We start from the raw sequence: 20065 nt of genomic DNA, 5'->3' as shown, positions 1-20065 counted from the left end.
ATGAGCACTGTACTGGTCACGGGCGGGTCTGGTTTCGTCGGCATCCATGCCGTCCTGCAATTGCTGGCAGCCGGCCATGCGGTGCGGACCACCGTCCGCCGGCCGGATCGGAAGGCTGATGTAGCAGCGATGCTGCGCGAGGGCGGGGCGGCTTCGCCCGAAAGCCTGTCGTTCTTTACGGCCGATCTCACCAAAGATGACGGTTGGCGCGAAGCGGTCGAGGGGTGCGATTACGTGCTGCACGTCGCCTCACCTTTGTCGACCAACCTGCCGAAGGACGAGAACGAGATGATCATCCCGGCCCGCGACGGCACGCTGCGGGTGTTGCGGGCCGCGCGCGACGCCGGCGTCAGGCGCGTCGTCATCACCTCGTCGCTGGGCGCGATCGGCTACGGTCATCCGCCGCGCGAAACGCCGTTCGACGAGACCGACTGGACCAATCTCGATGGCGCCGATGTGCAGCCTTACGTGAAGTCCAAGACGCTGGCCGAGCGGGCGGCCTGGGATTTCGTCGCGCGCGAGGGCGGCGGGCTGGAACTGTCGGTCGTCAACCCCACCGGCATTTTCGGCCCCGTGCTGGGGCCGGACTTCTCCGGCTCGATCGAGATCGTCAAATCGCTGCTCGACGGCGCCATGCCGGCGGTGCCGCGGATCTATTTCGGGCTGGTCGACGTGCGCGACGTGGTCGACCTACACCTGCGCGCCATGACCGCGCCGGAGGCCAAGGGCGATCGCTTCATTGCGGTCTCCGGCGAGACGCTGTCGATTCTCGACATCGCCCGGGTGTTGCGGCGGGAACTCGGGTCGCGAGCGCGCCGGGTTCCACGGCTGCAGGCCCCGGACTGGGTGGTCCGCCTGGCCGCGCGCCGTGTTCCCCTGCTGCGCGCGGTCGTGCCCATGCTCGGCAAGGTCCGCAAATCCACCAGCGCCAAGGCAGGGCGGCTGCTCGATTGGCAGCCGCGCTCCAACGAGGAGGCGATCCTCAGCACGGCTGAAAGCCTGATCCGGCTCGGCCTGGTCAAGGCCTGAGGCCTGGCACCGCCTGCGCTTGTCAGGCCGGGGCGGGGATGCTGAAGTGCGTCGCACAGTAGGGTAGCGTGGGAGGGCGGCGCCGATGGATAAAATTCTCGAAGCCGCAAAGGCGATCGCGCAGGCGCGCCGCAACCGTGCACCACTCAAGGCGCTGGAGGTTCCACCGGCCGACGAGGCTGAGGGTTATCAGGTCCAGCGCGCGCTGCATGATCTCCTGCTCAAGCAGGTCGGCCCGCTCGTCGGCTACAAGATCGGCTGCACCAGCCAGGTGATGCAGGAGTATATCGGCATCCCGCACCCCTGCGGCGGCGGTGTGTTCCAGAAGGTCGTGCACGACAGCGGCGTGAAGCTTGCCGCGTCCGACTATGTCCGCGTCGGGGTCGAATGCGAGATCGCGGTGCGGCTGAAGCGCGATCTTGCGCCCGGCGAGGCGCCTTTCACGGCCGAATGGGTCGGCGAGGCGGTCGAGGCCTATCACCCCGCGATCGAGATCGTCGACGACCGCTACGTGGAGTGGGAGAGCATGGGCGCGCCGACGCTGATCGCGGACGATTTCTTCGCCGCCGGCTGTGTGCTGGGACCGGCGGTCGAACGCACGTCCATGGCGGACCTGAAAGCGGTCAAGGGCCGCGCCATCGTCAATGGCAAGGAGGTCAGCCGCGGCACCGGCGCCGACGTGCTCGGCCATCCCCACAACGCGCTCGCCTGGCTCGCCAATCACCTCGCCGCCGAAGGCAAGGGGCTGCATGCCGGCCAGCTCGTGCTGACAGGCAGTCTGGTCAAGACGCTGTGGCTGAAACCCGGCGACAAGGTGCGGATGGAGCTGGAGGGGCTGGGCGTGGTGGAGGCAGAGTTCAGCTAAGGGGCCGACATCTCCGCGGCACCCATTGCGCTTCAGGGGCGTGGCTTCGACGTCGATACCAAGAGCTGGCCCTGTGATCCTCGCGGCTCTGATCCCGGGACCTCCCTTTCCCGTGCGCCGATCGCGATGCGCCGCTCGTAATGGCGGGCCAAATCCATGAGGCGCTTCTTGATGAGGGGATCGGCCGTCTCGGCAAGCTCCCGGACGGTCCTGAGACGCTCCCGGCAGAATTCTTCGTCCATCGCAAACACTCGGCTAAACAATGCTGAGCTTACGCCGGCGTGTTCAAGTTCCGTGTGAAGGAGCTCACTAAATCCCGGAAGGTTTCTATTGCCGGAATTCGTCGAGCGCTCGACATCGCTGCCTTCGCAAAATACATGCGGCCCTCGCCAGGGGAGCTAGCGAGGGCCGCGTAGTACATCGTCGTCCGCGCCTAGGTTCGCGAACACGATGTGGGAGCTCTTAAAGAAGTTAGAAGGGCAGCAGCACGTCCATGACTTGCTGGCCGTAGCGCGGTTGCTGCACGTCCATGATCTGGCCGCGGCCGCCATAGGCGATGCGGGCCTGCGCGATCTTGCTGGAGTCGATGGTGTTGTCGCTCTGGATGTCTTCGGGGCGGACGATGCCGGCGACCACGAGTTCGCGGATCTCGTAGTTGACGCGGATCTCCTGCTTGCCCTCGACCACGAGGTTGCCGTTCGGCAGCACCTGGGTGACGACCGCTGCCACGTTGGTCTGCAACGCTTCCTGGCGATTGACCGAGCCCTTGCCGTCGGCGGAGGATGTCGAGTCCGTGGTCAGAAGGCGGCCGGGCAGGATCTTGAGCGGCTGCGTGATCGTCTTGGAGCCGATGAAATCGGTAATCCCCGAATCTTCCTTGGCGGTTCGGCTGCGCTGGGTCTCGTTCTCGATGTTGGCCTTGTCGGTGATGTTCACGGTCACCGTCAGGAGGTCGCCGACCTGGTGGGCGCGCTGATCCTTGAAGAAGGCGCGGCTGCCGTTCCGCCACAGCGAGTTTGGATTGTAGGAGACCACTTCCGGCTTCGGCATCGGCATCTGCACCGGCTTGTAGCCGGGCTGCGTGGTCGGATTGTCGATCGCCGACAGTCTTGGTTGCTCGCCGATCTGCGATAGCCGATCGATCGAGGAGCAGCCGCTTGCAAGCGCACAGGTTGCCAGCAGCAGGCCGGAGATCGCGATGCGACGAAGACGGGCAGCGGAACTGAACGTGGACATGACTTACTCTGACTTTGCTGGCGAGACTTGAACTTGCGGAATCTGGGCTTGTGCGATTTGGGCCGGGGAGGCAGGCGTCTGGATCAGGCTCTGCGCGAGGGCTGCGGCCGCGGGTGTCTCGCGCTGGAGCGACGAGGTCTGCTCCACCGCCGGCGCCACCGGCGCGGACTGGCTCGCGCCCTGCACTGTGACCTGGCCGCGGCCGGTCACGACGCCGGTCAGCGTGCGCTTGGATTGCAGGTTGAGCACGCTGACGGTGTCGCCCTCGGCGCCGCTCTCGATCGCCTTGCCGCGCGTGGTGAGGTAGAGGCCGGGTACCTGGTAGATGATGGTGACGTTCTGGTCGCGCTGCACGAAGTCGGGCTTGACGATGTCGGCGACGCGGATCGGTGTGCCGGCCCGCATCGGACGGCGCAGCTGCATGCCGACGGTGCGGTCGCGCGAGGCGGGCTCCCCGATGACCTCCGCCTTCGGCCGGCGCTCCAGCGCGAGGTCGGAGGCCTTGAGCAGCTCGGCGCGCTCGATGTCGCGTGTGAGCACGGCGACCTCGACGGTCTCGATCGCGGTGCCGGTGAAGCGCAGCTTGGTCGGGGCCGGATTGTTGTCGTTGGCGATCTCGAAGCTGAGGTCGAAGCGGCCGCTGCGCGCGTCGTAGCGGGTCGCGACCGGCTGGAGCGCGCCGGTGTTGGAGGCATCGAGCCGCAGCTCGGAGACGCCGCGGTCGAAGGTCACGGTGATGTTGGCGGCATCGCCGAGGCCGAAGCGGCGCTCCAGCGCCGAGGCGACTGCAAGCTCGAGGTCCTTGTTGGCGAAGGTGCGGGCGAGCCTGGTGACCGAGACCTCCTTGATGTCGCCGGTCATCACGCCGATCACCTGTTTTGCGCGCAGCACCGAGAGGACTTGCGCAACCGGCAGCGCGCCGGTGGTGCCGAGGTCGGGCGAGCGGTAGACCGGGATCAGCGCGGCCGAGCCGGCGTTGTCGATGAGATCGCCGACCCGCACCACGTCGGAGGTGACGGTGACGCTCGCGCGCAGCGTCGGCGCGGCGATGCCGTCGTCGGCGGCCTGAGCCGGCAGCGCCAGCGCGGCGAGGATGGAGATGGTGGCAAGCGTCGTGCGGAGCATCGTCATCACCTCAGCGGAACAGTGCCGTGGTCGATTGCATCATCTGGTCGGCGGCGCTGATCACCTTGGCGTTCATCTCGTAGGCGCGCTGGGCGGCGATCAGGTCGCTCATCTCCGAGACGACGTCGACATTGGCCTGCTCGAGGCTGCCTTGCGTGATGTTGCCGTATCCCTCGGCGGTCGCGGTGCCGTCCTGCGGCGGACCGGAGGAGGGCGTCTCGGTGAACTGATTGTTGCCGACCGGCTGCAGGCCGGCCTTGTTGATGAAGCGGGTGAGGCCGATCTGGCCGAGGATGGTCGAGCTCGACGAGCCCGGCAGCGTCACCGAGACCTGGCCCTGCACGTTGACGGTGAGGCCCGAGGCGTTGTTCGGGATCGTGATCGTCGGCTGCACCGGGTTGCCCTGCGCGGTGACGATGCGGCCCTGGTTGTCCATCTGGAAGGTGCCGTCGCGGGTGTACTGGTAGGTGCCGTCGGGCATCAGGATCTTGAAGAAGCCTTCGCCCGAGATCGCGAGGTCGAGGTCGTTGCCGGTCTGCGACAGCGTGCCTTGCGTCATGCTGCGCGGCGTGCCGACGGTCTTGACGCCGCCGCCGATGTCGACGCCGACCGGCAGGATGGTGCCCTGGTCGGACGACTGCGCGCCGACGCGGCGGACGTGCTCGTAGATCAGGTCCTGGAACGAGGCGGTCTGCTTCTTGAAGCCGGTGGTGCGCAGGTTGGCGATATTGTTGGAGATCACCTGAACGTTGAGTTCCTGTGCCGCCATTCCGGTCGCTGCGGTGTGAAGCGCCTGCATGTCAGTTCTCCCCTAATCAGGCCGGAACGTCGGCGAGCTTCTCGATCGCCGATTTGTGGAGGTCGCTCTGCTGCTGCAGCAGGTTGGCGATGGCGGTGTAGCTGCGCATCACCTCGACCATCCGGCTCATCTCGCCGACCGCGTTGACGTTCGACTTCTCGATGTAGCCCTGCTGCACGGTGGATTTGGTGTCGGCCTGCTGGGTGGCCGAGCCGGCGCCATAGAGATTGGCGCCGAGCTTGGTCAGCTTGGCCGGATCGTCGAACGACACCATGCGGATCTTGCCGCGGATCGAATCGGTCTTTGCCGTACCCTCGAGCACGGTGACGGTGCCGTCCGGGGCGACGTTGATGTCGTGGTCGGTCGGCTGGAAGGTGATCGGGCCGCCGGTGCCGAGCACGAGGTTGCCGTCGGAGGTGACGAGCTGGCCGGTGTTGTTGAGGGAGAACTTGCCGTCGCGGGTGTAGCTCTCGCCGCCATTGGTCTGCACGGCGAAATAGGCGTTGCCGTTGATCGCCATGTCGAGCGGGTTGTTCGTCGCCTCCATCGGCCCCTGGCCGATGTCGCGGAAGGTGCCGCGGTCCTGCACATAGGAGACCCGGCGGTCGGACCCGAGGAAATTGTCTTCATGCGCGTTCGAGTTGAGGAACTCCTCGAACAGCGAATGATCGGCCTTGAAGCCGTTGGTATTGGCATTGGCGACGTTGTTGGCGATGACATCCATCTGCCGTTCCAACGTCATCTGCCGTGACAGGCCGATCAGAAGCGCGTTCTGCATCGGATGGTTCTCCCCTGAGTGAGGCCTGCCTCGTCGCTCTCCCAAGCGCCTTGGCGGACCCCTTGAACGAGACCATCAGGCTCTCCCAAACCGTCGGGTCTCGGCCCTTTCTCAGCGAAAGCCGTGCCAACTCAGAAAATCGCTTGATTACAATGGTTTGTGAATTTTTCGCCGGTGCCGGGAGGCGGCAGAAAGGTTCTGTTGACCATGTTTGCCCGGCAGATTTTTCCTAGCGACGGGCCGATCGAAAGGTTCCGTTAACCATTATTACCGTAGCGTTTGCACGTAAGAGGAGCGCATTGCGCTGGGGCATTTGTATCGCGTCACTGTCTGCCAGGGGGCTTCGCTCTTACGACCCGTTAAGATGAGCGAGCCCGGCGACCATGGCAGAGAACGAAGCGGAAGGCGGCGCAGCCGCTGAGGGCGCGGAAGCCGCTGCTCCGAAGAACAAGCTCAAGCTGATCATCATGGCCGTCGGTCTGCTCGCTGTCCTCGGCGGCGGTGCCGCGACCTGGTTCTTCTTCTTCCGCCACGGCGACGACGAGCATCATGCCGAGGCGGCGCCCCCGCCGAAGCCGCCGGCCTTCGTCGATGTGCCCGACATGATGGTCAACCTCGCCGGCGCACCCGGCGAGCGCGTGCAATATCTGCGGCTGAAGATCGTGCTGGAGCTGAAGGAAGAGAAGCAGATCGAGGCAATCAAGCCGACGATGCCGCGCGTCACCGACATCTTCCAGACCTATGTCCGGGAACTGCGCCCCTCCGACCTCAACGGCTCCGCCGGCATCTTCCGTCTCAAGGAGGAGTTGACCAAGCGCGTCAACGCAGCGGTCGCGCCGATTCAGGTCAGCGCGGTGCTGTTCAAGGAAGTCGTGGTGCAGTGAGGCTGATGGGCTAGCGCCATGGCGGGCAACGATCAAGTCGACCAGGATGCCATAGCCGCCCAATGGGAGGCCTCGCTTGATTCCGAGGATCCCGCGGAGGCCGCGAAGGCTGCTGCCGAGAACGAACTATCCGAGACCATGGCCCTGCAATGGGCGGCCATGGTCGAGGACGGCAGCCGCGATCTCGGCACCGGCAAGAATAGCGGCGAACGCGTGCTGTCGCAGGAGGAGATCGACAATCTCCTCGGCTTCGCGGTCGGCGACGTCACGCTGGACGACCATTCCGGCATCCGCGCCATCATCGATTCGGCGATGGTCTCCTACGAGCGTCTGCCGATGCTCGAAATCGTCTTCGACCGCCTGGTGCGGTTGCTGACGACGTCCTTGCGCAATTTCACCTCGGACAACGTCGAAGTCTCGCTCGACCGCATCACCTCGGTGCGCTTCGGCGACTACATGAACTCGATCCCGCTGCCGGCCGTGCTCTCGGTGTTCAAGGCCGAGGAGTGGGAAAACTTCGGCATGGCGGTGGTCGACTCCAACCTGATCTATTCGATGATCGACGTGCTGCTCGGCGGCCGTCGCGGTACGAGCCAGCTCCGCATCGAGGGCAGGCCCTACACCACGATCGAGACCGAGCTGGTCAAGCGCCTGGTCGAGGTGGTGCTGACCGACGCCGAGCAGGCGTTCCGGCCGCTGTCGCCGGTGACCTTCACGATCGATCGGCTCGAGACCAATCCGCGCTTTGCCGCGATCAGCCGGCCCGCCAACGCCGCGATCCTGGTGCGCCTGCGCATCGACATGGAAGATCGCGGCGGCAATATCGAGCTGTTGCTGCCCTACGCGACCATCGAGCCGATCCGGGGCGTCCTGCTCCAGATGTTCATGGGCGAAAAGTTCGGCCGCGACACGATCTGGGAAGGCCATTTCGCCACCGAGATTGCGCAGGCCGAGATCGCCGTCGATGCCGTGCTCTATGAGGCCGATATTCCGCTCAAGCAGCTGATGCGGCTGAAGGTCGGCGACACGCTGCCGCTCGAAATGCGCGCGGACGCCAACGTGAGCGTGCGCTGCGGCAACGTCATGCTCACCGAGGGGCGGATGGGGCGGGTCGGCGACCGGGTCGCGATCCGCGTGACGAAACCCCTGCGCAAGCCAGGTACGACACTTGCGATGTTCGAGAAGGTGGACGAACAGAACAAGATGATGGAGGCCCCATGAATCACTCCCTGGGAATGGCGATCGAGACGCTGGTGGCTATCCTGCTGATGCTGACGATCGGCTACTGCATCCTGCTGAACAAGCGGCTGACGCGGCTGAAGGCGGATGAGCATTCGCTGAAGGCCGTTATCGCCGAGCTGATCACTGCGACCGAGATCGCCGAGCGTGCGATCGGCGGGCTGAAGCTCGCGGTGCGGGACGTCAACGAGAATCTCGGCAGCCAGCTCGCCGCCGCGACCCAGATGTCCGACCAGCTCTACAAGCAGCTCGGCGAGGCCGACAACGTGGTGCGCCGCCTCTCCAAGATCGCGATCGCCGCGCGCCCCGTGACCAATCCGGAAACGATCGCCGCGCCGGTGGCCAAGCCGTCCTCGGCGAAGGCGGTGGCGGCGGCGGCCGAAGCGTTCTCCGAGCGCAGGAAGTCCAATGGTCTGGCCGCATAAAGTGCAGGAATGAAGTCCTTTCGTAATATCCGCGTCATTCCCGTCGTCCTGATTGCGGTCGCAGGTCTCGCCACGCTGAAGGTGGCCGGCCTCGTGATCAACGGCGGCTATGTGTTCGATTACCAGCCGAATCCGACCAAGAAGTCCTGGGCGCAGGAGAATCTGAATTTCCCGACCGGGCGCGAGGATCCTGACATCACGGGATCGACGCATGGGGCGCCGAAAGAGGCCCCCAAGCCCGCCGCGCCCGAGACCAGGCCCGAGGGCGCGGTGATCAAGCCGGAGGAGGCCCAGCCGCAGGTCTCGGCCTCCGAGCGGGCGATCCTCGAACGGTTGCAGACGCGCCGCCAGGAGATCGAGGCCCGTCAGCGCGAGATCGATATCCGCGAGAGCCTGCTGAAGTCGGCCGAGAAGCGCATCGAATCCAAGGTCGAGGAGATGAAGGCGGTGGAATCCCGCATCTCCGCGACCGCGGCCGAGCAGAAGGCCGCCGAGGCCCAGCGCATGAAAGGCCTCGTCACCATGTATGAGGGCATGAAGCCGAAGGATGCCGCGCGGGTCTTCGATCGGCTCGAGATGAGCGTGCTGATCGAGATCGCCTCGCAGATCGCCCCGCGAAAGATGTCGGACATCATGGGACTGATGTCGCCGGAAGCCGCCGAGCGGCTGACGGTCGAGATGGCGCGCCGTGCCAACGGCGGCGGGGATCAGGCCGCTTCCGCGGCCGATCTTCCCAAGATCGACGGCAAGCCGACGCAAAAGCCGAACTGACGTCGCGCGTCTATTTCGCCGGCCGCGGCTGACCGCTCTGTGCGGCAAGCCTCGCAGTCGTCAAGTTGAGCAACGTCTTGCCGGGAAGCGCCGTCTTCAATTTTTGCCTGGCAACCGCCGCCTTCGTGACGCGGGTCACGAGATTGAGCGTGCTGTGGCAATCGGCACATTCGTAGAGCTTCATGGCATATCCGCGAGACACTGGAACAATGGCCACCAGTGCTCTCGCTCTGCTGCACACAATGCAGTTGGCTTCTCCGCGCATCGATCGACCCCCCAAGCTGACCAATCCGAATTTGCGTCGCGGCGACATCCTCAATGCAGTCTGAGTCGCTCATTGTCCGCAACGAATCCGGGGTTGTGCGGGCGCGCGCGGCAACCGCATGAATTTGCCGTGCGCAGCAATTCACGCTGCGGCTGCGGTGATCGCGAGCTTCATCTTGTAGGGATGCGATGAGTTGACGCGTTCAATTGTGAGCTGGAATACACTTGCCTTGAACGGAATATCTTAGGGTGAACTATCCGCAATCAGCGTCGCGGGAGGGAGCAATGAACCAGTGCTCGTCCGCAGCGGAACGCGCGATCGAGGCCGTCAACCGTCTGCTTATCGTCACATTGACGTACGCCTGGACAGCCACGCTGACCCATCAGCACATCATGCTGCCCTTGGAGGAAGCCGACGGCGAGCTTTCGTCGCAGGAGCATTCCGCCGCGGCGGATCTCGTCCGCAGACCGAATTAGAGAATATTTCGCACCTTTGCCGCGGATTGCGATCACCCCGCGATGTCATGACGACCGGGCGGCGCATCCGGCCGGTGTCCGGGCGCGCGACGGCAGAGTGTTAACAACCCCTTAAGCGCCGGTTCCGCAGATTCGATGCGCCAACGCTTGAGCTCACAGCCGGGCGTCGCGACGCTGCGCCAAGTCACTGCCAGGTCACTGCCAAGTCAATTCGTCAAGACAGCATTAACAAGTCCTTAATTGGCAAAACCTACAGTCGATGGCACGGGCCGGCGCCATTGCCGGCAAGGACTGTCGAACCCGGAAGCAATGCCGCCAATGGCGCAGAAGGCCGCCGCTGGATTTGTGTCGCGAGCCCGCGCCCTGGCGCGAGCCTTGCCGCGTCATGTCCGCAAGGCATCCATGCTGGCGGCCTGTCTCCTGATCGGCACCGGCGCGGCCCGAGCGGCCGATCCGATCCGGGGTGAGGCGACCTTTTCGGCCGCGGGCGGCTTTGCCCGTCTCGTGATCAAGCTCGGTGAAGATGTTCCCTCCGAGGTGACGACCGCCGGCTCGATCCTCATCATCCGCTTCGACCGGCCGGTCGACGTTCCCGTCGACCGCGTCCCGGAAGGCGCGCCTGACTACGTCAACTCCGCCCGCCGCGATCCCGACGGCGGAGCGATCCGGCTGTCGCTGGCGCGGCGCGTCACCGTCAACACCATGAATGCGGGCGAACGGACCTTCATCGACCTCCTGCCGGAGGGCTGGAAAGGAGCGCCGCCGCCTTTGCCGATGGACGTGGTCAAGGAGCTGGCCGAGCGCGCGCGGGTCGCCGAGCGTGCGCTGCGCGCCCAGCGGGCCGCGGCCGAGACCAAGAAGCGTCCGCCGATCCGCGTGCGCGCCTCGGTGCAGCCGACCTTCGTACGCTTCGTGTTCGAGATGCCCGACGGCGTCGGCGTCTCCTCGGTGCTCAACGAGCAGAAGCTCACGCTCGCCTTCAACGCCAACCTCAATTTCGACCTGGCCGATGCGGTCGTCGCCGCGCCGCCGAACGTCGCCTCGATCAAGCAGAAGGCAGACATCGACCAGACCACCGTCGACATCGTGCTGATCGGCGATGCCGACGTCCACTCGTTCCGCGACGAGAAGAACTACGTCGTCGACGTCGCCTTCCAGGCGGACAAGGGCAAGGCCGCTGCGACGCCCGAGGCGGTGATCGCGCAGGCCAAGCCTGCTGTTGCGCATGGAGCGCATCCTGCCGCCGAAAAGCCCGCGGCTGAGAAGCCGAAGGAGACCCATCGCGAGATCACGCCGCCGACGTCAGAGGCGATCGCGCGCGAGGCCAGGATCGAGATCAAGCCTGACAGCAAGCCGGAAGTCGTACCCGCCGTGTCGGCTGTCGAAGCGCCGCACGCTGCGGAGGCGCCCAAGTCTGTGGCGCCCACCGCCGAAGTTGCTGCACCGGCAGTTCCCTATACCCCGGCAACTCAAGCGGTTGTCGAGACGCCCAAGGAGCCGGTGAACGAGGCCGCGAAGGAGCCGGTCAAGGAGAGCGCCAAGGAGCCCGTCAAGGCCGCGCCTGCCGAGGCTCCGGCAGCGCCGCAAGCAGCCGCGGCCAGCGTCGACGTTCGGCGCGACAGCGACGGTCTGCGCGTCACGTTTCCGCTTCAGGTCTCGTCTCCCGCGGCGGCGTTCCGTCGCGGCGACACTGTGTGGCTGGTGTTCGATTCTCCGAAGCCGATCGACGTCGAGGCGATCCGTGCCAAGGGCGGTGCGATGATCGGCGAGGTCGGCCGCCTTCCGCTCGACCAGGGGCAGGCGGTCCGCATCCGTCTCACCCGCCCGCTGGTCTACTCGCTGACGAGCGAGGAGGTTGGCAAGGAGACCAACTGGCTCTTGACGCTCGCCGACAAGATCCAGGCGACGCCGCTGCCGCTGATGATCTCGCGCAACATCACCGATCCGGCGCTTGCCAACATCGCGATCCCCTTCGCTGGCCCCGGCCATCTGCACAAGCTCGCCGATCCCGACGCCGGTGACACGCTCTACGTCGTGACCGCGCAGCGCCCGATCCGCGGCTTCATCAAGCGTCAGGATCTCGTCGATCTCTCGCTCTTGGAATCCGCGCACGGCATCGCCATCCGGCCGAATTCCGACGAGGTCGGCGTCGAGGTCGGGTCCGACAAAGTTATCCTCGGCAAGAAGGGCGGCCTGACGCTGTCGCCGGTCGACATCTCCGCCGAACGCGCGCCGACCGCAGTGCGGCCGATCTTCAGTCCGGAAGGCTGGCGCAAGGGCCAGTCAGAGAACTTCATCGCGCGTCAGAACGATCTGGTCACGGCAATCTCGGCCGTCGAACCGGCACAGCGCTCGCTGCCGCGGCTCGATCTCGCGCAGTTCTACATGTCGCGCGGCATGTATCACGAGGCCAAGGCCATCACCGACGTCATGCTGAGCGATCCCCTGAACAAGGAGGAGAGCGGCGCGCTGATCATGCATGCGATCGCGAGCATCCTGATCGGCCGTCCGACGCAGGGCCTGAAGGATCTCGCCAATCCCGTGATCGGCAACAGCCACGATTCGCAGCTCTGGAAGGCGCTCGCGTTCGCGCGCCAGGGCAAATGGGCGGATGCGCGCGAGAAGTTCAAGAACGTCGAATTCGCCATCGCCTCGCTGCCGCTCGACATCCAGCGCATCGTGACGATGGATGCGATGCGCGCCGCGCTCGAGGTGAAGGACTATGCCGGCGCCTCCAAGCGCCGCAGCGAGATCGAGGTGGTCGGCGTACCGCCCGAGGCGGCGCCCGGCTTTGCCGTGCTGCGCGGCCGGCTCGCCGAGGCGCTCGGCCACGACAAGGACGCGCTCGACGACTACAAATTCGCGGTTGCCTCGGATGACCGGCAGGCTGCGGCCGAGGCCAAGCAGCTCGAGATCGCGCTCCGGCAGAAGCGCGACGAGATCACCAAGGACGACGCGCTGCGCGAGCTCGAGATCCTGGCGATGACCTGGCGGGGCGATTCGATCGAGGTGAAGACGCTCCAGATGCTGGCGAAGATGTATGCCGAGATGGGGCGCTATCGGGATGCGCTTGCTGCCGCGCGCACCGCAACCAAGCTGCAGCCGAACGCCGAGGCTTCGCGCCAGGCGCAGGACCTCGCCTCGGAACTCTTCACGCAGATATTCCTCGGGCCGAAGGGTGACGAGCTGCCGCCGATCGAGGCGCTCGGCATGTTCTACGAGTTCCGCGAGCTGACGCCGATCGGCCGGCGCGGCGACGAATTGATCCGCCGCCTTGCCGACCGTCTGGCCTCGATCGATCTGCTCGACCAGGCCGCAGAGCTCCTGCAATACCAGGTCGATCATCGCCTCGAAGGCGCGGCGCGCGCCCAGGTCGCCGCGCGCCTCGCCATGGTCTATCTCGCCAATCGCAAGCCGGACATGGCGATCTCGGCGCTTCGCGCCAGCCGCATCAGCGATCTCTCCGGCGAGCTGCGCCAGCAGCGCCTGCTGCTGGAGGCGCGCGCGCAGAGCGACGTCGGCCGCCACGATCTCGCGCTCGACATCGTCTCCAACGTCACCGGGCGCGAGGTGATCCGGCTCCGCTCCGACATCTTCTGGGCGGCGCGGCGCTGGCGCGAGTCCGCCGAGCAGATCGAGCTCTACTACGGTGACCGCTTCCGCGACTTCAAGCCGCTCAATGCGGTCGAGAAGAGCGACGTGATCCGCGCCGCGGTGGGCTACGCGCTCGCCGACGACACGATTGGCCTCGCACGCTTTCGCGAGAAATACGCGCCCTTGATGAGCGAGAGCGCCGACCGGCTCGCCTTCGACATCGCGAGCAAGCCGGCTGCAGCCTCCAGCGCCGAATTCGCCGAGATCGCCAAGCTCGCCGCCAGCGTCGATACCCTCGACGGCTTCTTGCGCGAGATGAAGCAGAGGTTCCCCGACGCCACCGCGCGTGCGCCAGCGGCGCCGCAGGCCAAGGACGAGACCGAGCACACCGGCTCGCTGCCGACGATTCCGGTCGTGCGCCAGATCAAGATGACGCGGTAGGATCCCCGCTACCTTCGGCCTCTCGACAGGTGCCCATCGAAGCGGCAACCTGTGGGCGTTCATGCCGGGAGAGAGTTGAAATGAGCAAGCCTGCCAAGACCGAAGCCGAACTCATCGCCATGGCGCGGGCGGAATTGAAGGTCCATGCCGACTGTCCGGACGGCATGACCATCTCGATCATCCGCGACGGCGACAGCTGGGAGTTCCGTGCAGCCGCCGATCAGACCACGGTCGACCGGCCAGGCTTTCCCGAATGCGTCGCCATGCTGGTGCAGATCGGCGATCACCTCAGCAAGCAATATGACTTGCAGGGGTAGGGAACCGGGAGTTCGGCTCCGCGCATGGCGCGGCCGAGCCGTCGCAACGCCCTCCGTCATTGCGATCGCAGCGAAGCAATCCAGGTTCTCTGCGCGGCGGCAGTCTGGATTGCTTCGTCGCAAGTGCTCCTCGCAATGACGGGGAGAAGTTGGAGGTTTTCGTTGGCTGTGGAGAGGATGCGCGTTCGCGATCGCGATGATGATGGACGGGAGGCGCCTCGCCGGTCCGTCACCCCCCGTAGCTCTGCACCAGGCTTCCTGCCACCAGCGACCAGCCGTCGACCAGCACGAAGAAGATCAGCTTGAACGGCAGCGAGATCGTTGCCGGCGGCAGCATCATCATGCCCATCGACATCAGCACGGAGGCGACGACGAGGTCGATGATCAGGAAGGGGAGGAACAGGAGGAAGCCGATCTCGAAGGCGCGCTTCAGCTCGGAGATCATGAAGGCCGGGACGAGGATGCGCAGCGCGAGTTCGTCAGGCGTGGCCGGCGGCGGCTCGCGGGAGAGGTCGAGGAACAGCTTCAGATCCTTCTCCCGTACGTTCTTCTGCATGAAGCCGCGCAAGGGGACCGAGGCGCGCTGCAGCGCGTCCTCGACGCTGATCTGGTTGGCGACGAGCGGGCGGATGCCCTCGTCATAGGATTTTTGCAAAACGGGCCCCATCACGAAGAAGGTGAGGAACATCGCGAGCGCAAGGATCACCGAGTTCGGTGGCGCGGTCGCCGTGCCCATCGCGGTGCGCAGCAGCGATAGTACGACCACGATTCGCGTGAACGACGTCATCATGATCAGGATCGACGGCGCGATCGACAGCACCGTGAGCAGCGCGATGAGCTGGATCGCGCGCTCGGTGACGCCGCCGCCACCCTGACCACCACCACCGAGATTGATGCTGATGTCCTGCGCATGCGCAGGCATCGCGAGCGATGCCGCGCCGATCAGGACAGAAAGACAAAGAACTCTACGCGGAAGGGCCGGCAGCCTCACGAAGACGGCTTCGGACGGCCGAGCAGCGAGGCCATCTCGTCTTCGAGGTTTTCAAAGCTGGTCTTTTCCTGAGCTGGCTTCGCGGGCGGGGCCGGTGGTGCCGGCGGCTCGCTGCGTGCCGCGCGCGGAGCAGGCGGGGCGGCCGGCGGCTCGGGCGCAACGGGAGGGGCGCTGTCACCGGCCGGGCGGCGCAGGGCGGCCTCGAGCCGCTGGGCCATCTCGGCGAGATTCTGCTCGGCGCTCGAGGGGGCGGGAGCAGCTGGCGGCGGCGCGGGCGGAGCCTGCGGGGCAGGCGGAGGCGGCGGCGCAGCGGCGCGCACCGGCGGCACCTTCGCCGGCTCGCTCTGGCGCGGCGGGCGCGGCATCAGCGGCGGCTCGCTGCGTGCAACGCGCGGCGGCATGGGCTCGGGACGCACCTCGCGCTCGGGGCGCGGTGTGACCGGCTCGGGGAAGCCGGCGAGCGGATCGTTGCGGCGCTCGCCCAGCACGGGGGCAGGTCGGCGCACTTCGTCTGCGAAGGAGGGGCGCGCGGGCCGCGGCGGCGGTTCCGGCATCGGCGGCTCGGGATGATCGAGCAACTCGGGCCGCGGTACTTCGTCGGCCCAGGCGCTCGTGTCCGGCATCGGGGCAAGCCGCGGCGGCTCGGCCGCGTTTGCGCGTTGCGGAAGCTGGTCGCGGCTCGGGGCGGCGCGCACGATATTCGGCTCCACGACGATGTCGGTGGGGCCGCCGATCATCAGGAGATGCTCGACATTGTCGCGCCGGACCAGCACGAGGCGGCGGCGGCCGTCGACCGCGGCCGCATCGATCACGGCAAGCCGGGGCATCCTGCCACGCTGGGTGTTTGCGCCGAGCCGGCTGGAGGCGAATCGCCGAACCAGCCACGCGGCGACGCCGATCAGCGCCAGAACGACGATGAACGCGACGATGAAGGTTATCGGGCTACCTTGCATACTTGTCCCCGGCAAATGGCGCTTTTCGCGTGCCACCCATGGTCAGCTCCGCCGACCACCGGCGTCCGATTGCCCCAAAACTGCGATCTCTTAACATCCCACGGCAAGCTTTGCCGTCCCCAACTCTTAATAACCCATGAATCGCCCGATCCAAAACGACTTCTTGGGCTCGGCGCAGGCCGCCAAGCGGTTGGGTTAATGCGGCTTTTGGGAGGCGTAGAATTACGGGAACACAATGCATGGGCCTCCCCGGAATATGCGGCCTGCATCGCTTTAACCACCCGTTAACCATACACGCGGCAAATTCTGCCTAGCTCCGGACACAGATCCGGATGGCGGAAGGAGCCGCAACGATGTCCATCAACGACCTCCCGGTGCTCTCGGCGCTTCGGACCAAGATGCAGTGGCACCAGGAACGCCAACGCGTCCTGTCCGAAAACGTCTCCAATTCCGATACGCCCAATTTCAGGCCCCGCGACCTGGTCGAGCCGAAACTCGACAAGACCGGCGCCGTCACCGGGTCGATGGGCCCCCTGGCGCTCGCCCGCACCAGTGCCTCGCACATGACGCCGACCGGCGCCCCATCGGGCTTCGACCAGAACAGGAATGCGGGCTTCGAGACTCGCCCAGCGGGCAACGCCGTCAACCTCGAGGAAGAGATGATGAAGGCGGCCAGCAACCAGATGGACTACGCGGCGGCGACCTCGCTCTATTCGAAGAGCCTGCATCTGCTCAAGACCGCGATCGGCAAGGGTTAGGGCTGAAGGGGGCAGATCATGGCGAATGACAGCAGCGACTTTGCCCGCTCGATGGCGATTGCGACCTCCGGCCTGCGCGCTCAGGCCGGGCGCATGCGGGTGATCTCGGAAAACATCGCCAACGCAGATTCGACCTCGCCGTCTGCCGGCGGCGATCCGTACCGGCGCAAGGTGCCGACTTTCTCCTCCGCGCTCGACCGCACGCTCGACGCGCAGGTCGTGACTCTCGGCAAGATCCGGCCGGACCAGTCCAACTTCCGCGTCAAGTACGAGCCGAACAATCCGGCGGCGGACGCGAGCGGCAACGTCAAATATCCCAACGTGAACTCGGTGGTCGAAATGACCGACATGCGCGACGCGCAGCGGTCCTACGAGGCCAATCTCAACATCATCAGTGCGACGCGCAGGATGATCCAGCGCACGCTCGACATCCTCAAGACCTGAACAGGACATCTGAGCCATGGCTTCACCGACAATCGCCGCAAATGCCTATGCGAATCTTGCGCGGGTGCTGGAAAACAGCGGCGCCGGCAAGGGCAGCGAAGCGAGCGGGCAATCCTTTGCTTCGCTCCTCAAGGATGCTGTCGGCAGCGTCATGGAATCGGGCCGCAAGTCCGACGCGCAGACGGTGGCGATGGCCGCCGGCAAGGCCAACGTGATGGATGTCGTCACCGCGGTCGCGGACACCGACGTTGCGGTGTCCACGCTGGTCTCGGTCCGCGACCGCGTGATCGCGGCGTATGAAGACATCATGAAGATGCCGATTTGATTTTCGGCGTTCGCCCCAATCGTCATTGCGAGCGCAGCGAAGCAATCCAGAATCTTTCCGCGGCGGCAGTCTGGATTGCTTCGCTTCGCTCGCAATGACGGGGTAGGGCGTTTCTCCCCGGTCACAATCGCGGGGAGGCGAGGAATGAGCAGAGGAAGCTTGCAATGACCGGACCTGAGACCCTCGACGTCGCGCGCGACGCCATCTGGACGATCGTGATCGTGTCGTCGCCGCTGATGGTGGTCGGCCTCGTGGTCGGCGTGATCGTGTCGCTGTTCCAGGCCCTGACGCAGATCCAGGAGCAGACGCTGATCTACGTGCCGAAGATCCTGGCGATCTTCGCCACGCTGCTATTGGCGCTGCCGTTCATGGCCGATTCGCTCCACGCCCACATGATGCGGATCTCGTCGCGAATCATCGGCGGCTGAGGCATGATGCGTAAACCATGCGCATCGACGTCTCGCTGCTGCCGGCGCTCGCCGCGGCCTTCATGCTCGCCTTCGCCCGGGTCGGCGCGATGGTGATGCTGCTGCCGGGCCTCGGTGAGACCAACATTCCGACGCGGGTGAAGCTGTCGATCGCGCTGCTGCTCACGCTGATCATCCTGCCCCTGCATCGCAACGCCTACCATGTCGACATGGGCTCGCTCGCGCCGCTTCTGGTCATGATGCTGCATGAGATCGTGATCGGCATCGTGCTGGGAGCAACCGCGCGCGTGACGCTCGCGGCCCTGCAAGTCGCAGGCTCGGTGATCGCGCAGCAGATGGGGCTCGGCTTCGTCACCTCGGTCGATCCGACCCAGGGGCAGCAGGGCGTGCTGGTCGGCAATTTCCTCACCATGCTGGGCGTGACGCTGCTGTTCGCCACCGACAGCCATCACCTCGTGATCGCCGCGCTGAACGACAGCTACACGATTTTCTCGCCGGGCGAGACGGTATCGAGCGGCGACGTCGCTTCGCTGGCGACGCGCGCCTTCGCCGCCGCGTTCCGCCTCGGCTTGCAACTCTCCGGGCCGTTCCTGGTGTTCGGGCTCGTCTTCAACATCGGGCTCGGCGTGCTGGCGCGGCTGATGCCCCAGATGCAGGTCTATTTCGTCGGCATGCCCCTCTCGATCTTCGCCGGCTTCCTGGTGCTCGGCGTGGTGATCGCGGCAATGATGGGCACCTTCCTCGACTACTTCATCGGTGTCATGCACCAGATGATGCCGCTCAAGTAGGAGGGATCGTCTATGGCGGAAGACAACGATCCCGACAGTCAAACAGAAGACCCGACGCAAAAGCGTCTCGACGAGGCGCTCGAGCGCGGCGACGTTGCCAAAAGCCAGGAGATCACCACCTGGTTCGTGATCGCGGGCGGCACGCTCGTGGTCTCGACCTTCTCGGGCTCGATCGGCGGCGGCCTGGTGATGCCGATGCGCAACCTGCTCGCCAATTCCTGGATGATCAAGACCGACGGCAGGAGCCTGCTCGCCTTGATGCAGCAACTCGAATTCGTGGTGCTCGCGGCCATCGGCGTGCCTTTGCTGATGCTGGCGCTCGCGGCAATCGCCGGCAACATGCTCCAGCATCGCCTGGTCTGGTCGGCCGAATCCCTGAAACCCAAGTTCAGCAAGCTCTCGCCCGCCGCCGGCTTCAAGCGCATCTTCGGCAAGCAGGCCGCGGCGAACTTCCTAAAAGGTATCGGCAAGCTGATCGCGCTTGGCACCGTCATGACCATGATCCTGTGGCCGGAGCGGCATCGCATGGAGGCAATGGTCAAGCTCGATCCGGCCGCCATGCTGGGCGCGACCACCAGCATGACCATCCACCTGCTCGGCGCGGTGGTCGCGGCGCTCGCCATCGTCGCGATCGCGGACTACTTCTTCCAGTATCGAAGCTGGTTCCAGCGGCAGAAGATGTCGCTCCAGGAGATCAAGGAGGAGTTCAAGCAGTCCGAAGGCGACCCGCACATCAAGGGCAAGATCAGGCAGCTCCGGCAGCAGCGCGCCAAGAAGCGCATGATGGCTGCGGTTCCGAAGGCCTCGGTGATCATCACCAACCCGACCCACTATTCGGTGGCGCTGTCCTACGAGCGCGGCATGTCGGCGCCGATCTGCGTCGCCAAGGGCGTCGACAATCTCGCCTTCAAGATCCGGGAGATCGCGCGCGAGCACGATATTCCGATCGTCGAGAACGTGCAGCTGGCCCGCGCGCTCTACGCCACCGTCGAAATCGACCAGGAAATCCCCACCGAGCACTACCATGCGGTCGCCGAAGTCATCGGCTACGTGATGCGGCTGAAGCGCGGATTTGGCGCCGGACGGGGATAAAATCCCCGAAAAGCACCGGAAATGGCTGTAATCTGGGAATCA

General features: G+C 65.5%; 23 protein-coding genes. 15 read left to right on the top strand and 8 right to left on the bottom strand.

The features are described from left to right. Both K289_RS0117110 and K289_RS0117105 read left to right on the top strand, forming a co-directional pair. Positions 1-1029, top strand: a complete 1029-nt coding sequence (locus tag K289_RS0117110; RefSeq protein WP_027552652.1) for an aldehyde reductase — start codon at positions 1-3, stop codon at positions 1027-1029. A gap of 85 nt (positions 1030-1114) precedes the next feature. Continuing rightward, a complete protein-coding gene (locus K289_RS0117105) occupies positions 1115-1894 on the top strand; it encodes a 2-keto-4-pentenoate hydratase (RefSeq protein WP_027552651.1) in 780 nt (259 codons plus the stop codon). 32 nt (positions 1895-1926) lie between these two features. On the opposite strand, the gene K289_RS44550 is transcribed toward K289_RS0117105, so the two are convergent. The 5 genes from K289_RS44550 to flgF all read right to left on the bottom strand — a co-directional run bounded on the left by K289_RS44550 (position 1927) and on the right by flgF (position 5832). After that, positions 1927-2136, bottom strand: coding sequence for a hypothetical protein (locus K289_RS44550; RefSeq protein WP_035684918.1), 210 nt, complete (start codon positions 2134-2136; stop codon positions 1927-1929). A gap of 229 nt (positions 2137-2365) precedes the next feature. Further along, positions 2366-3130: a flagellar basal body L-ring protein FlgH gene (flgH, locus tag K289_RS0117095; protein ID WP_027552650.1), complete on the bottom strand. Its 765-nt coding sequence runs from the start codon at positions 3128-3130 to the stop codon at positions 2366-2368. Positions 3131-3133: 3 nt separating this feature from the next. Next, positions 3134-4255 carry a flagellar basal body P-ring formation chaperone FlgA gene (flgA, locus tag K289_RS0117090; protein WP_027552649.1) on the bottom strand — a complete coding sequence of 374 codons (1122 nt, stop codon included), beginning with the start codon at positions 4253-4255 and terminating at the stop codon, positions 3134-3136. Positions 4256-4265: 10 nt separating this feature from the next. Continuing rightward, positions 4266-5054, bottom strand: a complete 789-nt coding sequence (gene flgG / locus K289_RS0117085; protein ID WP_027552648.1) for a flagellar basal-body rod protein FlgG — start codon at positions 5052-5054, stop codon at positions 4266-4268. Between the two features lie 16 nt (positions 5055-5070). Next, on the bottom strand, positions 5071-5832 hold the full coding sequence (gene flgF, locus K289_RS0117080) for a flagellar basal-body rod protein FlgF (RefSeq protein WP_027552647.1): 762 nt from the start codon (positions 5830-5832) through the stop codon (positions 5071-5073). Between the two features lie 383 nt (positions 5833-6215). On the opposite strand from flgF, the gene fliL reads away from it, so the two are divergent. Genes fliL through K289_RS0117060 form a run of 4 tightly spaced genes read left to right on the top strand, consistent with a single transcriptional unit; the run spans position 6216 to position 9151 of the window. Continuing rightward, positions 6216-6716, top strand: a complete 501-nt coding sequence (gene fliL / locus K289_RS0117075; RefSeq protein WP_027552646.1) for a flagellar basal body-associated protein FliL — start codon at positions 6216-6218, stop codon at positions 6714-6716. Between the two features lie 18 nt (positions 6717-6734). Beyond that, complete coding sequence (fliM, locus tag K289_RS0117070) at positions 6735-7937, top strand: flagellar motor switch protein FliM (RefSeq protein ID WP_027552645.1); 1203 nt, start codon at positions 6735-6737, stop codon at positions 7935-7937. After that, positions 7934-8380, top strand: coding sequence for a DUF6468 domain-containing protein (locus tag K289_RS0117065; RefSeq protein ID WP_027552644.1), 447 nt, complete (start codon positions 7934-7936; stop codon positions 8378-8380). Before fliM ends, K289_RS0117065 begins: the two co-directional genes overlap by 4 nt. A gap of 9 nt (positions 8381-8389) precedes the next feature. Next, complete coding sequence (locus K289_RS0117060) at positions 8390-9151, top strand: MotE family protein (protein ID WP_027552643.1); 762 nt, start codon at positions 8390-8392, stop codon at positions 9149-9151. Between the two features lie 10 nt (positions 9152-9161). Here K289_RS0117060 and K289_RS50495 read toward each other — a convergent pair whose 3' ends face one another. Next, positions 9162-9335 carry a hypothetical protein gene (locus K289_RS50495; protein WP_156918015.1) on the bottom strand — a complete coding sequence of 58 codons (174 nt, stop codon included), beginning with the start codon at positions 9333-9335 and terminating at the stop codon, positions 9162-9164. A gap of 365 nt (positions 9336-9700) precedes the next feature. Here K289_RS50495 and K289_RS0117050 point away from each other — a divergent pair, with 365 nt between their 5' ends. From K289_RS0117050 to K289_RS0117040, 3 genes are all read left to right on the top strand, one after another. Then, complete coding sequence (locus tag K289_RS0117050; protein WP_027552642.1) at positions 9701-9892, top strand: hypothetical protein; 192 nt, start codon at positions 9701-9703, stop codon at positions 9890-9892. A gap of 318 nt (positions 9893-10210) precedes the next feature. Next, a complete protein-coding gene (locus tag K289_RS0117045) occupies positions 10211-13927 on the top strand; it encodes a lipopolysaccharide assembly protein LapB (RefSeq protein ID WP_027552641.1) in 3717 nt (1238 codons plus the stop codon). 80 nt (positions 13928-14007) lie between these two features. Then, a complete protein-coding gene (locus tag K289_RS0117040; RefSeq protein WP_027552640.1) occupies positions 14008-14244 on the top strand; it encodes a hypothetical protein in 237 nt (78 codons plus the stop codon). A gap of 229 nt (positions 14245-14473) precedes the next feature. On the opposite strand, the gene fliP is transcribed toward K289_RS0117040, so the two are convergent. Next, positions 14474-15235, bottom strand: coding sequence for a flagellar type III secretion system pore protein FliP (gene fliP, locus K289_RS0117035; protein WP_027552639.1), 762 nt, complete (start codon positions 15233-15235; stop codon positions 14474-14476). Next, a complete protein-coding gene (locus tag K289_RS0117030) occupies positions 15232-16188 on the bottom strand; it encodes a flagellar biosynthetic protein FliO (RefSeq protein ID WP_027552638.1) in 957 nt (318 codons plus the stop codon). The genes fliP and K289_RS0117030 overlap by 4 nt, the downstream gene beginning before the upstream one ends. A 353-nt stretch (positions 16189-16541) precedes the next feature. Here K289_RS0117030 and flgB point away from each other — a divergent pair, with 353 nt between their 5' ends. From flgB to flhB, 6 genes are all read left to right on the top strand, one after another. Beyond that, positions 16542-16946, top strand: coding sequence for a flagellar basal body rod protein FlgB (gene flgB, locus K289_RS0117025; RefSeq protein ID WP_027552637.1), 405 nt, complete (start codon positions 16542-16544; stop codon positions 16944-16946). 18 nt (positions 16947-16964) lie between these two features. Then, complete coding sequence (flgC, locus tag K289_RS0117020) at positions 16965-17390, top strand: flagellar basal body rod protein FlgC (protein ID WP_027552636.1); 426 nt, start codon at positions 16965-16967, stop codon at positions 17388-17390. A gap of 16 nt (positions 17391-17406) precedes the next feature. Next, positions 17407-17715, top strand: coding sequence for a flagellar hook-basal body complex protein FliE (gene fliE / locus K289_RS0117015; protein WP_008142413.1), 309 nt, complete (start codon positions 17407-17409; stop codon positions 17713-17715). 164 nt (positions 17716-17879) lie between these two features. Then, entirely contained in the window at positions 17880-18143 is a 264-nt protein-coding gene (gene fliQ, locus K289_RS0117010) for a flagellar biosynthesis protein FliQ (protein ID WP_027552635.1), read from the top strand. Positions 18144-18160: 17 nt separating this feature from the next. After that, the gene (fliR, locus tag K289_RS0117005) at positions 18161-18931 is read left to right on the top strand and encodes a flagellar biosynthetic protein FliR (RefSeq protein ID WP_027552634.1); all 771 of its coding nucleotides are present in this window, start codon (positions 18161-18163) and stop codon (positions 18929-18931) included. A 12-nt stretch (positions 18932-18943) separates the two neighbouring features. Continuing rightward, a complete protein-coding gene (gene flhB / locus K289_RS0117000; protein WP_027552633.1) occupies positions 18944-20023 on the top strand; it encodes a flagellar biosynthesis protein FlhB in 1080 nt (359 codons plus the stop codon). Positions 20024-20065 lie beyond the last annotated feature (42 nt).

The organism is Bradyrhizobium sp. Cp5.3 (assembly GCF_000426265.1).
Classification (GTDB): Bacteria; Pseudomonadota; Alphaproteobacteria; order Rhizobiales; family Xanthobacteraceae; genus Bradyrhizobium; species Bradyrhizobium neotropicale.
Note: the sequence above shows the minus strand (reverse complement) of the source record. Positions and strands in the feature narration are given on the sequence as shown.